Below are 13,643 nucleotides of genomic sequence, written 5' to 3' on the forward strand. Positions count from 1 at the left end.
GGAATCTCTGCTCTTGTGGAGTCTGCAAGGGCCGAGAGCATAGCGCCTGCGACGCCCGACCGGGCTTTTCTGAGATGATGGCCGCCATGGCAAAGGGTTTCAAAATCACGCTGGCGGGCGAATCAATCAGTTTCTGGGCCGAGCCTGGGCTGACGATCTTGCGGGCTTCTTTACGAGGTGGCGGCGGATTGCTGAGCTCCTGCCGCAACGGTACTTGCCGCGCTTGCCGCTGCCAACTGCAGGCAGGCGAGGTCAGCTATTTGATCGAATGGCCTGGCCTGAGCGCCGAAGAGAAAGCCGCGGGCTGGATCCTGCCCTGCGTCGCCCAAGCACACAGCGATCTGATTTTGCTGCGCCCCGCAGCTTAGTTAGGCGACAGGGTCAGGCTGCTGTGCCGGCGGCTGTATGGACGTTTCTTGCGCAGCAAGGCCGGCCGCCAGTGCTGCAGCTTCTTCTTCGCGCTGTTTGCGGGTTTCGGCCAGGTAGTGCTCTTCGATGAAGTTCTTTTCGACCAGGTTGCGGTGCAAGGAGTCTTCCAGCTCTTCCACCCGGCCATTCAACTTTTCGATCTCCTTCTCTAGACGCTTGCGAGCGTCTTCGAGATCACTGGGTTGGTTCTGCTCGGACGCGTCCCCATCGTGCTGTGGAGGATCGGCCGACAAGACCGCCAGGTCACGGCGCAGTTTCTCAATCGTCTCGCCGGCTTCCGCCAACTGCTCGCGCTGAGCCTTGGCTTCGCGCTCGAGCTTTTTCAAGGCGCCGGGGTCGGCAGCAGCGACCGCGGCGCTGGGCGCGGCCGCCGCCTGCGGGTTCAGGGCCAGGGTCTCCAACTCACGCTGCAAGCGAGCTGCGGTACGTTCGGCTCGCTCGGCACGGGTTTCGGCCATGCCGTGCTTCTCCTGCCACTGCTGCATTTGTGTGCGCGCTTGTTCGGCGCGCTGACGCGCGGCATTGATCTCGGCCTGGTCGTTGAGCGTTTGGCTGGTGCGGGAGCGAAAGTTATTCAACAGCCGCGAGCTTTCTTCCAGCCGCTCGCGTGCCTGCGCCAGCTCCAGCTGCACGCGGCGGCGCTGCGCCACCATGCGCTCGACCTCGTTGCGATGGCTGCGCTTGAGCGCCTCCAGGCCTTCCTCATTCATATCGCTGGCATGTTCGGGCCAGGGCAGGCGGTCCGGCCCTTCTTTGCCTGCGTCTGCGCCGTGCTCCATGCCGAAGGTATTGAGCAATTGCCGCATCAGCAATGGCAGCTCGGTCAAGCCGCGCATATCCGCCGGGGACAAAGGATCGCCGCCACCTGAGCCGCCCGAGCCCAGGCCGCGCTCGGCCGCCCGCATCAATTCATTTGAGGCCGACTTCATTGCACGGCCGGCTTCGCGGGTTTCGCGCAGCGCATTGACGATATGGATGTGGTTGCTTTCCTCGTAACGGGTCATGCGCCAATAGGTGGCTATGACCACAATGATCACAATCACATTGGCCAGAAATAGCGACAGCGCCGCGAGGTTCTCAAGCGTGAGCGACATTTAGCAAGTCTCCCGGGGTCAGATCAGCACAAAGGCGAGGCGGCCTTCGCCGTAGCCCGGTACAGAGAGGCGGTAGTCGCTGCGCCCATGGCCGCGCGCCATCAAAGTGCCCATCTTCTCGAATGGCTTGCTCATCAAATTGGCCACCTTGAGGCCTACCTCGGGCGAGTCTTTGGATTTCACCAAAAGACCAGCGGCGGAATGCATGAACTGATCGGCAAACTTCATCATCTCGGCCGTAGGGGCGCCCACCTGCATCGCCGCGCGCACCGGCGCCGGTTGCATCTGCGCGCCGCCACCACCCAAGATGCAGCAGCAGTTGACATCCAGCACACCCAGCGCATGCGGCGTTTTGTGGCCGGCCGCCACATACATGGCGAGGTTGTGAGGCAGCTTGAGATCGCTCATTTGCTGCCCTGGGGCGGCGATCAGACGAAACGGAATGTCGTGCAAAAAGGATTTGATCAAGCCACTCAAGGCCTCGACCGAGACCAGGGCCGGCGCTGGGCCGGGCGGTGCTTGCAACTCGGCAAGACGCGGCGCCAGCGCGCTTTTGACTTCGCGCAGCAAGTCCTCGTCCTTGAAGGGCTTGTTGATCACGAACAGCGCGCCATTGCTGCGCGCTTGATCCAGATGGCGGGTGGCCGTTTCGGTGGTCACAAAGCCGACCTTGATTTCATGCCGGCCAATCTGGCGCAGCGTCTGCAACAGCTCCAAGCCGCCGATCTTGGGCATATGCCAGTCCGAGATCACCAGGTCGGGCTCAAACGCGCTTACCAGGCGCAGCGCTTGCTCGCCGTCCATGGCAAGTTCGATCAACAAGGGCCCTAGACCCGCCGTCTGCAAGACCCGCTGGATGATGGCTTGTATGGCCCGACTGTCATCAACAATCAGGACACGCAGCGGAGCATGTGTGGCTGTTTGCATGGCTTTAGTTCTCGCTAGAAAGGCCGCCCGGCTGACTCAAATCACCTGTCATTGAGTCGTCCCTTTGGGCATGGATATCGGTCAACATCACGGCCAGGCGCTGCGCCTGGTCTGCGGAAACAAACAAAGCGCGCGTTTCGCCCGCATGACTGAAGGCTTGCCATTGCGGCTGGCTCAGCATCTCGGGCAGGCCAAGGCTGGTCAAGCTGGTGTCTTCCAGGCATTGCAGCAGGCAGGCGCTGAGGATATTGCACAGCTCCATGCCGGCATCTTGCACATCGGCGGCCTGCAACTGCTCACGCGGTAAGCCAAACATGGCTGCGGCGAGCGCTTGCGCATCGGCCGCACCCAGCATCAGCAACACCAAGGCATGCGGATGGCTGGAAAACCCGGTGATGCAATCGGCTATCGGCAAGGAAAAGCAGGCGTCATCGGGCCGCAAGCTCGGCAAACAAGGTGCCGCGACAAAGGGGCAGGTCTTGCCGCTCAAGCCCGCCCATACATCGGTTAATTTTGTGGCTACGACCGTTGCTTGCACGCGAACACTCCGTGGCGATACCGCACAGTGTGCACCGAATCTGAGCTCCCGCAAGCGCTAAGGAGCCGGGGCCTAGTTGGCCTGTTCATAGTTTCATGGCGCATTCGCCCACAAATACTTGAAAACACTCAATCTTTCATGAGTTGCCTGAAAAGCGCTCAGCGAGTCCGGTGAGCGCGGGATAATCCGGGGCAGTTGCGTGGCCAGCAAAGTCTTGTGGCCCCGCTGATCTGAATGCCAACAGGCTCGCTTCATGCACCGAACCATCTTCACCACGCCTGTCATCAACAGCTTGTTGCGCGCTGCATCACTGACCTTCCTCAAGCTCAAGGGCTGGAAGATCGAAGGCAGCCTGCCGCCCGGTCAGGCCAAATGTGTTTTGATCGCCGCACCGCACACCAGCAACTGGGATCTCCCCTACACCTTGATGGTGGCCTTCGCTCTACGGCTAACGCCGTATTGGATGGGCAAGAGCCAGATTTTTCGCTGGCCCTTTGGCGGCCTGATGCGCTGGTTAGGCGGCATCGCGGTGAACCGGGAGCAATCCACCAATCTGGTCGCGGCCTCGGCTGCGGCGCTGGTGGCGGCGGATGGCCAAGTGCAACTGATCGTGCCGCCAGAGGGCACGCGCAGCAAGACCCGTTACTGGAAAACCGGCTTTTATTGGATCGCCCACACCGCGCAAGTCCCTATCGTGATGGCCTATATGGACTACCCGCGCAAGCTCAGCGGCCTCGGGCCGGTGTTCAACCCGACCGGCGACATCGAAGCCGACATGGTCAGCATCAAGGCCTATTACGCGCAATTCAAGGGCAAAAACTGGCAACAGTTTGATCACCAATGAGCGAACAACAAGCCATCAAATCCAAAGACCCTTTGCACGGCCTGACGCTGGAAGCCATCGTGACCGGCTTGGTCGATTATTTCGGCTGGGAAGAATTGGGGCAGCGCATCGAGATCCGCTCCTTTGTGATCGACCCGAGCGTGGCTTCAAGCCTGAAGTTCTTGCGCAAAACACCTTGGGCGCGCGCCAAGGTGGAGAGCCTGTATTTATTCATGCTGCGCGAGCAAGCTCGCGAGCAACGCAACTAAATTCAGCGCCCGTCGGGCAGCTCGATCTTCAGCTCAAGCACATCCAGATCGCCCTGATGCTCAAGACTCACCTTGATGTCGTCCGGGTCGATCTTCATGTATTTGGAGATCACCAACAACAACTCATTTTTGAGCTGAGGCAGGTAGTCCGGGCTGGCCGTGCGGCCGTTGCGCTCATGCGCCAAGATCAGCTGTAGGCGCTCTTTGGCGACATTGGCGGTGGTCTTCTTCTCGCCCAAGAAGTAGCTTAAAAATCCCATCTCAAACTCCTCACTTGCCGCCAAACAAGCGCTTGAACAAGCTCGGCTTGATCGCCTCGACAAAACGCATCGGACGCTCCTCGCCCAGGAAGCGGCGCACCACGTCCTTGTAGGCCTCGGACACATCGCTGCCCTGCATATGAATGGCCGGCGAGCCCTGGTTGGAAGCCTGCAAGACGATCTCGGACTCCGGGATCACGCCGATCAAGGGTGTGCGCAGAATCTCGTGAATGTCTTCCAGCGACAACATATGGCCGCCCTCGACCCGGTTCGGGTTGTAGCGCGTGATCAGCAGGTGCTCCTTGACGGGCTCCTTGCCTTCGATGGCGCGCTTGGTCTTGCTATTGAGCATGCCCAGGATGCGATCGGAGTCGCGCACCGACGAAACCTCGGGGTTGGTCACGACTATCGCTTCATCGGCGAAATGCATGGCCATCAAGGCACCGGTTTCGATGCCGGCCGGCGAGTCGCAAACAATGAATTCGAAGTCCATTGCCTTGAGTTCTTCCAGCACCCGCTCGACGCCTTCAACCGACAGCGCGTCTTTGTCGCGCGTTTGCGAAGCGGCGAGGATGAAGAGCTTGTCCAGTTGCTTGTCCTTGATCAGCGCCTGGTTGAGCTTGATCTCGTCATTGATGACGTTGATCAGGTCATAGACCACACGGCGCTCGCAGCCCATGATCAGGTCCAGGTTGCGCAGGCCGACGTCAAAGTCGATCACGCAGGTCTTGTGGCCCCGCAAGGCCAAGCCGGTTGCAAAGCTGGCACTGGTGGTGGTCTTGCCTACGCCGCCCTTGCCCGAAGTCACCACGACGATTTTTGTCATCGAATCAAATCCTTAAAAAAGATATTTCCTTGAGCCGCCGAAAAATTCGGCGCCTTGATTGCATTCATCTCAAAACTTGAGCGGCTCCATCACCAACTTCTCGCCGTCGAGGCGGATCTGCGCTGGCTTGCCGAAGACTGTGTCTGGCAGCGGGTTCTCGGTTGTGCGGTAAGTGCCCGCAATCGCGATCAACTCGGCCTCCATGCTGGTGGCAAAGATGCGCGCTTCGGTATTGCCTTTGGCGCCAGCGATCGCTTTGCCGCGCAGCGGCGCGTAGACATGGATGCTGCCGTCGGCAATCACCTCGGCGCCGTGGTTGACCAGGGCCAGCACGACCAGATCGCCGCCCTTGGCATAGATCTGCTGGCCCGAGCGCAAGGGCTTGTCAATGATCATGGTCTTGGCGGCCTCCGCCGGCACCGCAACTTCACGGATCACTTCGCGGACCACCTCGACCCGCACTTCCCTGACGACTTCAGCAGGTGGAATTTGGGCCGTAGCCAGCGCCGAGTTGCCCTGCGCGAAATCAGGCTCCGGAGAGTCCGCCAAGCCCAGAGCCAAAGCCTGTGCCAACTCGGCTTCATTGGCGCCCAACACCGCCACCGGCTGCATATTGTAGGTTCGCAGCAACAGCAACAAGGCGGCCAAATCGAGCGCGGCACAGACCGGCGCCTCCTCCAAGCTCATTTGCGCCGGCACGGCAGCACCGAGCTCAAACGCCGGTTCAGCACGTACCAAATGGCTCAGGTCAATCAGCAAGGGCTCATGGTTGAACATGTTCGGCGTATCGCCCAAGCGCTCGTGCAGAGCCTCAGCCAGCACACGCAAATCCGCCGACTTCAGGACCAAGGAGAGCAGGCTCAAAGAGGCGCTCTTCAACTCGAATACATCGGCTATTTTTATCGCCGTCTTACCTTGCTGTGCCTGAGACATCGAGTGCTGCTGTTGTGCAAAGGGCGCGATTTTAGCCGTGGAGAATGCAATCACTCCTAGGCATTGCCCCCAACACGCGCAAACAAGCTGCGACAAATTCAGGCACCGCAACAAAGTGCCAACGCAATCAAGCACTTAGCGCGCCTTTGCTGCAGCAACCCACATGAATATCCACAGGCGCTGTGGAAAAAACGGTCGATTCGGCACCGGGTTTGTCACCACTTTTCGTGACATTTGCCACTGCAGCCTTGACTTATCCCCATTTCAAGCAGAGGTCAAGGGTCGGGGCAAGATTTTTGTAAGAGCCCGTAGGCACCCGGGGCAGCTCTGCTAAGTCATTGATTTATATAAGACTGCGCTCAGTGCTTCGAAAAGAGGCAGGCTAAGCCCAAGAGCCTTATTTCAAGGGCTTGGCGCCAGTCGCCCAGCCTTGTCCACAAAGTTATCCACAGCAAAAGTGGATAGCCTTTGAAGGCCTTAAAAATCATAGACTTAAGGGCCACTCCTCAACTCAAATAGGGCAATCACGGCTAAGTCAAGCGCTCCCGATAGCAGCATGCCAACAAACAATGGCCGCAGGCACAAGTCCCCGCAGCGGTTACAGTGAAGGCAAATCCGCGTCTCGCGGACTCTTGCAGGAGCACAGCATTGGCAACACCCAACTACTCATACGAAAAGCGCCAGCGCGAATTAGCCAAGAAGCGCAAGGTTGAAGAAAAACGCCAGCGCAAGATTGGCGGCAAGGTTGATGGCGATGGCCAGCCCGTCGAAGGCGGCGAAAGTAGCGAAGGCGAGGCGGGGTCCGAACCGGCCGGCAGCCCGGACACGCCGCCAGCGGCCATCTGAACGTTGGCCCTCGGCGGCAGTCAATTGGCGATTGAGGCCTGGCCCAAAGCTCGTTGGCCCGAAGTTTTAGCGCGGGCGCTCAAGGGTCATGCTTACGCAGGCCCTAAAATGCCGGCCTGCCCGGCGCTGCTGTCGGGACCGCAAAGACACCATGACCCGTAAGCTCTTCGTCACGACCGCCCTGCCCTACGCCAACGGCAACTGCCATATCGGCCACATCATGGAATGGACCCAGGCCGATATCTGGGTTCGCTTTCAGCGTATGCAGGGCCAGCAAGTGAATTTCGTCTGCGCCGATGATGCCCACGGCGCGCCCATCATGATTGCGGCCGAAAAAGCCGGCATCACGCCGCAAGCCTTTGTCGCCAATATCGCCGCCGGCCGCAAGACCTATATCGACGGCTTTCACATCAGCTTCGACAACTGGCATTCGACCGACGGGGCCGAGAACCACGAGCTGAGCCGCGATGTCTACCGTGCGCTGCGTCGCAATGAGCTGATCGATGTGAAAACCATCGATCAGTTCTTCGACCCCGAAAAGCAGATGTTCCTGCCCGACCGTTTCATCAAAGGCGAATGCCCAAAATGCGGTGCCAAGGATCAGTACGGCGACTCCTGTGAGGTCTGCGGCGCGGTCTACACGCCGACGGAGGTGAAGAACCCGTTCTCGGTGCTGTCCGGCGCTACGCCGGTGATGAAGAGCTCCGAGCATTACTTCTTCAAGCTCAGCGACCCACGCTGCGTCGCCTTCCTTGAAGAATGGACGCAGACCCCGGGGCGCTTGCAACCCGAGGTCTTCAACAAGATCAAGGAATGGTTCACCAAGGACGAGGACGGCAAGGGTGGCCTGGGTGACTGGGACATCAGCCGCGACGCGCCCTATTTCGGCATTGAAATTCCGGACGCGCCGGGCAAGTATTTCTATGTCTGGCTGGACGCGCCGATCGGCTACCTGGCCTCGCTGAAAAACTATTTCGCCAAGACCGGTGGAGATTTCGATGCCTATATGGCCGACGAGACAGTGGAGCAAATCCACTTCATCGGCAAAGACATCACCTATTTCCACACCCTGTTCTGGCCGGCGATGCTGCATTTCAGCGGCCGCAAAACGCCCAACCATGTCTATGTGCATGGTTTCATGACCGTCAACAACGGCGAGAAGATGAGCAAGAGCCGCGGCACCGGCCTCGACCCGCTGAAGTACCTGGGCCTGGGCCTGAACGCCGAATGGCTACGCTACTACATCGCGGCCAAGCTGAACGCCAAGGTCGAGGACATCGACTTCAATCCGGAAGATTTCTGCGCCCGCATCAACAGCGATCTGGTCGGCAAATACATCAATATCGCCTCGCGCGCGGCCGGTTTCCTGGCCAAGCGTTTTGACGGCCACTTGTCGGGCGACCTCGGCGTCGAGGGTCGCACGCTGCTGGACGGCTTGCGCGCGCAAGCGGGGGTGATTGCCGAGTTGTACGAGGAACGCGAGTTCGGCAAGGCACTGCGCGAGATCATGCTGCTGGCCGACCGGGTCAATGAATATGTGGACCAGAACAAGCCCTGGGACTTGGCCAAGAAAGAAGGCATGGACGCCGTGCTGCACGACGTCTGCAGCGTCTGCATCGAGGCCTTCCGCCTGCTGACGATTTACCTGAAGCCGGTCTTGCCGGAGTTGGCGGCCAAGGTCGAGGCCTTCTTGCGCATCGAGCCCTTGCAGTTCGCCGACGCTGCGCGCGCGATGGGCCCGCACCAGATCGGCAGCTACCAGCATCTGATGCAGCGCGTCGATGCCAAGTTGCTGGACGCCTTGTTTGAAGCGCCCGAGGCGCCCAAGGTGATCCCTGGCGGCGAAGAGCTGGCGCCCGAAATCAAGATTGATGATTTCAGCAAGGTCGATCTGCGCATTGCCAAGATCGTCAAGGCGGAACATGTGGAAGGCTCGGACAAGCTCTTGCGCCTGACCCTGGACGCCGGCGAGGGCCGCATGAGGAACGTCTTCAGCGGCATCAAGAGTGCCTACAAGCCGGAGCAGTTGGAAGGCAAGCTGACCGTGCTGGTGGCCAATCTGGCGCCGCGCAAGATGAAGTTCGGCATCAGCGAAGGCATGGTGCTGGCAGCCTCACACGCCGATGAAAAAACCAATCCCGGCATCTTTGTGCTGGAGCCTTTTCCCGGTGCACAACCCGGTATGCGGGTGCGCTGAAGTAGCACGTCATGCCAGAGAGCTCGGGCCGCCTGCATCATTTGCACCGCTTCCGCCCGCGCTCGCTGAGCTTGGCTGAGGGCTACTCCCGGCAAAGACTGATTGCCGATGTTGGCGCAGGATTGACGGTCGGCATTGTTGCCCTGCCCTTGGCGATCGCGTTTGCGATTGCCTCGGGCGTGAAACCCGAGCAAGGCATCTTCACCGCCATCATCGCCGGCTTTTTGATCTCCGCCCTGGGTGGCTCCAGCGTGCAAATCGGCGGGCCGGCCGGTGCTTTCATCGTCATCATCTACGGCATCGTGCAGCGTTATGGCCTGGCCAACCTGCTGATTGCGACGATCCTGTCCGGCGCACTTTTGGTTTTGATGGGCGCTTTGCGGCTCGGCGTGCTGGTGCGCTATATCCCTGTCAGCATCGTGATCGGCTTTACCAATGGCATCGCGGTCTTGATTGGTCTGTCGCAGCTGAAGGACTTTTTCGGCCTCAAGATCGCCCAGATGCCGGCCGACTTTTTCAGTCAAATTGCCGTGCTCAGCGCACATTGGCGTGAAACTGAAGCCTGGGCGCCGCTGCTTGGCGCCGCCTGCATTGGTATCGTCGTGCTGTGGCCCAAGACCTACGAGATGCAGCGCGACCAGCGCTCCTTGCGCGCACGCACGCAGCGATGGATGTCTCAACTGCCAGGCACCATGGTTGCACTGGCGGGTGCAACTGCAGCCACCTACTGGTTTTCTCTGCCGATCGAGACCATTGGCAGCCGCTTTGGCGGCATCCCGCAAGCCGTGCCTGTCTTTGCGCTGCCCGACTTCAGTTGGGCCACGGTCAAGTTGCTCTTGATCCCGACTTTGACGCTCGCCATGCTCGGTGCGATCGAATCCTTGCTCTGCGCGCGCGTTGCAGACAACCTCAGCGAACAACCCCGCCATGACCCGAACCAGGAGTTGATGGCCCAAGGCATCGCCAATATCGTGACGCCCTTCTTCGGCGGCATCCCGGCCACCGGCACCATCGCCCGCACCGTCACCAATGTGCGCGCCGGTGCAACCAGCCCTGTCGCCGGCATGGTGCATGCACTGAGCCTGCTGGTCATCATCTTGCTGGCCGCGCCCTTGGCCGCACACATTCCCTTGGCGGCCTTGGCCGGCATTTTGCTGGTGGTCGCCTGGAATATGGGGGAATGGCATGAATTCGCCCGCTTGCAGCAGTTCAACCTGCCCTACAGGACGATTTTGCTCGGCACTTTCATTCTGACCGTCGTGTTTGATTTGACAGTGGCGGTCGAGGTCGGGCTGATGCTGGCCTGTGTATTTTTCATCTACCGCATGAGCCAGCTTTTCAGGGTTGAGTCGGTGCCGCTGCTACAGCAGGCGCCCGACACGCAGGTGATGAAGCTGTATGGCTCGCTGTTTTTCGGCGCCGTCGGCAAGGTCGAAGATCTTGCCGAGCAAGTGCCCGCAGAATGCCGAAACTTGATGCTGGACATGCATTTGCTGATTTCGATCGACACCTCGGGGCTGGACGCCTTGATGCAATTGCAACGCAGCCTCGCGCGCCAGCAACGCCGGCTGCTGCTGTGCGGCATGCAAGCCCAAGTCGCCAGCCTGGTGCGCCGTGGCGGTCTGGCCGAAGCCTTGGGAGAAGACGGTATTCATGCCGATTTACAGGCCTGGCTGGCCTCGTCCAGCCCTACTCAACGGTAAACTCCTCGCTTTAACGCTTTTGACCCTACGCCATGCCATTGTTCTGGAAGCCTTACAAGTCCGAAGTCAGCAGCTTCATCGATGAGCTGAAGGCCAAAAAGCCGACGCTGGAGCAAGAACAACGCGCCGGTCGTGCGCTGCTGTGGGAAAAACCCGTGGACCGCGCCGCACAAGCCGACTTCCGCGCCGCCCGCGTGGCTCAGCAGCCTTACGTCTATCAGACCAGCGCCAAATAGGTCTCCCAACAGGTCACCCAACAGTTCGCGAAACAGTTTGCCAACAGGCCGCCCGGCTGAATGAGCGCCATGTCTGACAGCAACGTGTCGGCAGTGCTGAGTCTGCCCGCTCTCGACCCCCTGGCGCCAGCGGTGCCCGGGCTGCCAGAGACGGTAGACAGCGTCGCTGTGGCGCGCCTGTACGGCGAGCCGCTGTTTCAGATGCCGCTGGATTTGTACATCCCGCCGGACGCACTGGAAGTCTTTCTAGAAGCATTTCAAGGTCCGCTGGATCTGCTGATCTACCTGATCCGGCGCCAGAATTTCAATATTCTGGACATCCCGATGGCCGATGTGACGCGGCAATACCTGAGCTATGTCGACCAGTTGCGCAAGCACAATCTGGAGTTGGCGAGCGAGTATTTGCTGATGGCGGCGATGCTGATCGAGATCAAATCTCGCATGTTGCTGCCGCCCAAAAAGACCGACGACGGCTCGGAGCCGGAAGACCCCCGGGCCGAATTGGTGCGGCGCTTGCTGGAGTATGAGCAGATCAAGTTGGCTGCGGCTCGTTTAGGCGCATTACCAGTGGCCGGGCGCGATTTTCAGCTCGGGCAAGTGCATATCGAGCAATCACTGCAGCCCCGTTTTCCCGACGTCAATGCAAATGATTTACGCGACGCCTGGGCCGACATCCTGCGCCGCGCCAAGCTAAACCAACACCATAAGATTACCCGCGAGCAGTTGTCGGTGCGCGAACATATGAGCATCGTGCTGAGGCGCCTGCAGGGCCAAAAATTCCTGGAATTCGAGCATCTGTTCGACGTCAGCCGCGGCCAAGCCGTGCTGGTCGTGACCTTTATCGCAATGCTGGAATTGGCGCGTGAGCGCTTGCTGGAAATCACCCAGGCCGAGGCCTTCGCACCGATCTATGTGCGCCTGGCTTACAGCCCTAGCTGAGCAGCGCGCCCAGGCTCAAGACGTGGCAGCCCCGCGCCAGGTCGAGAACATCGCTTCCGGTTGGTTTTGCACCATCTGACCGACTGCCAATACCGCTTGGGTTCGCGAGCCCACGCCGAGTGCCTTCAAGACGGCGGCGACATGATCCTTGACCGTCTCAACGGTAATGCCCAATTCACGCGCAATGATCTTGTTGGGCTTGCCCTGCAACAGCAGCGCCAGCACATCGGTTTGACGTGGGGTCAAGGCCAGGCTTTCCAGCCCGGTCGTGACTTGATAGTTGGAGGACATGGCCTGCTGCTGAATTTGCACCAGTTTGGCCTGCGTGTTGCCCGCCTTGCCACTTGGAGCCGCGCCGGGCTCAACCCCTAAGTTCATCGGCGGCACATAGATGCCACCTGACATCACCAGCTTCAAGGCTTGAGAAAGCAGCTCGGTGCCGGCTCTTTTGGGCACAAAGCCCATCGCGCCTTGATCGATGGCCCGGATCACATCGCTGGCGCGGTCCGAGGCTGAAATGACGACCACGGGCAAAGCCGGGTACGCGGCGCGGAATTCATCCAGCACATCAAAGCCACTGGCGTCACCGAGCTGCAGATCCAGCAGCACCAAATCAAAATCAACGTGCTGGCCCAACTCCAGTCTGGCGGCGGCGGCACTGTCGGCGCCGATCACCTCGACGCTTTCGTCCAAACCCTCAATCACGGTCGTCAGAGCCGACAAAATCAGCGGGTGATCATCGATGAGCAAGACCTTCATGATCGCCCTTTCTGGTTGTGCATCAGTGTTTTCATATGATTGCAAATCATAGGACAGGCGAACAGCTTTTGAGTCTCGCCCTCATGGGTGATATGCAGGGCATTTGGGCCTAGCAACAGTGGCTGGTCGACAAACCCGACCTGCCTTGGCAGGCCGGCAACTACATCTTCAAGCCACGCCTTCAAGCCAAGCCGTCAACGCCTGCCATTGCTGCAAGTCCCGCTCGACGCGGCTCGGCGCCACATCCCAAATCGTCAGGCCGCGCGCGGCCAACTGCACATAGTTCTGGGTGTCACGCAACAAACCCAAAACCGGCACCGCCAATTCGGGCAAAAAGTCCTGCAGTTGCTGGACCGACAGAGTGCCCTCTTTCGCGCGCATACCGACGATGGCGACTTGCGGAACCTTGTCGGTAGCCGCGCCCTCTGCACGCAGTTCTTGCAGTCTTTGCACGAAGTCGTAGGTCGCCTGGATATCGAACAAGCTCGGCTGCAAAGGAATCAAAATCTTGTCCGCCAATTTGTAGAGCGCGCGCAATTTCTTGCCGCTCAAACCGGCCGGGCTGTCCATCACCACATGGCTGACACCCTTGGGTGGCTTGACGGTCTGCTCACCGTCGAAATCCCAGCCCTGAATCCGGGGCAAGTCGGCCGAGCGAAGCGCCAACCATCGGCGCGCTGATTGCTGCTTGTCCACATCGCCCAACATCACCGCATGACCGCGCCGGGCCAAATAACCGGCGGTATTGGTGGCGACCGTGCTTTTACCCACGCCGCCCTTGGGATTGGCGATCAAGATGACAGGCATGACAACAACTCCTTGCTTCGAATTCAGGCCGGCAATGTTAGCCGCCCCGGGGGCTGA

The 13,643-nt window shown here is 59.8% G+C and carries 16 protein-coding genes; 8 read left to right on the forward strand and 8 right to left on the reverse strand.

The features are described 5' to 3' along the window. The first annotated feature begins 77 nt into the window (after positions 1 to 77). On the forward strand, positions 78 to 368 hold the full coding sequence (locus tag LNV09_RS12380) for a 2Fe-2S iron-sulfur cluster-binding protein (protein WP_411969279.1): 291 nt from the start codon (positions 78 to 80) through the stop codon (positions 366 to 368). Here LNV09_RS12380 and LNV09_RS12385 read toward each other — a convergent pair whose 3' ends face one another. Genes LNV09_RS12385 through LNV09_RS12395 form a run of 3 tightly spaced genes read right to left on the reverse strand, consistent with a single transcriptional unit; the run spans position 369 to position 2,988 of the window. Continuing rightward, complete coding sequence (locus LNV09_RS12385; RefSeq protein WP_263557387.1) at positions 369 to 1,523, reverse strand: coiled-coil domain-containing protein; 1,155 nt, start codon at positions 1,521 to 1,523, stop codon at positions 369 to 371. Between the two features lie 18 nt (positions 1,524 to 1,541). Then, positions 1,542 to 2,450 carry a response regulator gene (locus LNV09_RS12390; protein ID WP_263557388.1) on the reverse strand — a complete coding sequence of 303 codons (909 nt, stop codon included), beginning with the start codon at positions 2,448 to 2,450 and terminating at the stop codon, positions 1,542 to 1,544. 4 nt (positions 2,451 to 2,454) lie between these two features. Then, a complete protein-coding gene (locus LNV09_RS12395; protein WP_263557389.1) occupies positions 2,455 to 2,988 on the reverse strand; it encodes a hypothetical protein in 534 nt (177 codons plus the stop codon). A 253-nt stretch (positions 2,989 to 3,241) separates the two neighbouring features. On the opposite strand from LNV09_RS12395, the gene LNV09_RS12400 reads away from it, so the two are divergent. Next, positions 3,242 to 3,832 (forward strand): 1-acyl-sn-glycerol-3-phosphate acyltransferase, encoded by a 591-nt coding sequence (locus tag LNV09_RS12400; RefSeq protein WP_263557390.1) that lies wholly within the window; start codon positions 3,242 to 3,244, stop codon positions 3,830 to 3,832. Next, the gene (locus LNV09_RS12405) at positions 3,829 to 4,080 is read left to right on the forward strand and encodes a VF530 family protein (RefSeq protein WP_263557391.1); all 252 of its coding nucleotides are present in this window, start codon (positions 3,829 to 3,831) and stop codon (positions 4,078 to 4,080) included. Before LNV09_RS12400 ends, LNV09_RS12405 begins: the two co-directional genes overlap by 4 nt. Before the next feature lie 2 nt (positions 4,081 to 4,082). On the opposite strand, the gene minE is transcribed toward LNV09_RS12405, so the two are convergent. The 3 genes from minE to minC all read right to left on the reverse strand — a co-directional run bounded on the left by minE (position 4,083) and on the right by minC (position 6,099). After that, positions 4,083 to 4,340, reverse strand: a complete 258-nt coding sequence (minE, locus tag LNV09_RS12410; RefSeq protein ID WP_263557392.1) for a cell division topological specificity factor MinE — start codon at positions 4,338 to 4,340, stop codon at positions 4,083 to 4,085. 10 nt (positions 4,341 to 4,350) lie between these two features. Continuing rightward, positions 4,351 to 5,166, reverse strand: a complete 816-nt coding sequence (gene minD / locus LNV09_RS12415) for a septum site-determining protein MinD (RefSeq protein WP_263557393.1) — start codon at positions 5,164 to 5,166, stop codon at positions 4,351 to 4,353. Positions 5,167 to 5,235: 69 nt separating this feature from the next. After that, the gene (minC, locus tag LNV09_RS12420; protein ID WP_263557394.1) at positions 5,236 to 6,099 is read right to left on the reverse strand and encodes a septum site-determining protein MinC; all 864 of its coding nucleotides are present in this window, start codon (positions 6,097 to 6,099) and stop codon (positions 5,236 to 5,238) included. Between the two features lie 648 nt (positions 6,100 to 6,747). Here minC and LNV09_RS12425 point away from each other — a divergent pair. The 5 genes from LNV09_RS12425 (at position 6,748) to LNV09_RS12445 (ending at position 12,020) form a co-directional block, all read left to right on the forward strand. Then, the gene (locus LNV09_RS12425) at positions 6,748 to 6,945 is read left to right on the forward strand and encodes a hypothetical protein (protein WP_263557395.1); all 198 of its coding nucleotides are present in this window, start codon (positions 6,748 to 6,750) and stop codon (positions 6,943 to 6,945) included. A 151-nt stretch (positions 6,946 to 7,096) separates the two neighbouring features. Then, positions 7,097 to 9,142: a methionine--tRNA ligase gene (gene metG, locus LNV09_RS12430; protein WP_263557396.1), complete on the forward strand. Its 2,046-nt coding sequence runs from the start codon at positions 7,097 to 7,099 to the stop codon at positions 9,140 to 9,142. Positions 9,143 to 9,153: 11 nt separating this feature from the next. After that, complete coding sequence (locus LNV09_RS12435) at positions 9,154 to 10,845, forward strand: SulP family inorganic anion transporter (protein WP_263557397.1); 1,692 nt, start codon at positions 9,154 to 9,156, stop codon at positions 10,843 to 10,845. Positions 10,846 to 10,877: 32 nt separating this feature from the next. Beyond that, entirely contained in the window at positions 10,878 to 11,081 is a 204-nt protein-coding gene (locus tag LNV09_RS12440; RefSeq protein WP_263557398.1) for a DUF3460 family protein, read from the forward strand. A 60-nt stretch (positions 11,082 to 11,141) separates the two neighbouring features. Then, a complete protein-coding gene (locus tag LNV09_RS12445) occupies positions 11,142 to 12,020 on the forward strand; it encodes a segregation and condensation protein A (protein WP_263557399.1) in 879 nt (292 codons plus the stop codon). A gap of 15 nt (positions 12,021 to 12,035) precedes the next feature. Here the strand turns inward: LNV09_RS12445 and LNV09_RS12450 are convergent, their stop codons facing one another. Together LNV09_RS12450 and LNV09_RS12455 are read right to left on the reverse strand one after the other, a co-directional pair. Continuing rightward, positions 12,036 to 12,779 carry a response regulator gene (locus LNV09_RS12450; protein ID WP_263557400.1) on the reverse strand — a complete coding sequence of 248 codons (744 nt, stop codon included), beginning with the start codon at positions 12,777 to 12,779 and terminating at the stop codon, positions 12,036 to 12,038. A gap of 168 nt (positions 12,780 to 12,947) precedes the next feature. After that, complete coding sequence (locus LNV09_RS12455; RefSeq protein WP_263557401.1) at positions 12,948 to 13,586, reverse strand: nucleotide-binding protein; 639 nt, start codon at positions 13,584 to 13,586, stop codon at positions 12,948 to 12,950. Positions 13,587 to 13,643 lie beyond the last annotated feature (57 nt).

The sequence above is a fragment of the Paucibacter sp. B2R-40 genome, assembly GCF_025717555.1.
Taxonomy (GTDB): Bacteria; Pseudomonadota; Gammaproteobacteria; order Burkholderiales; family Burkholderiaceae_C; genus Paucibacter_A.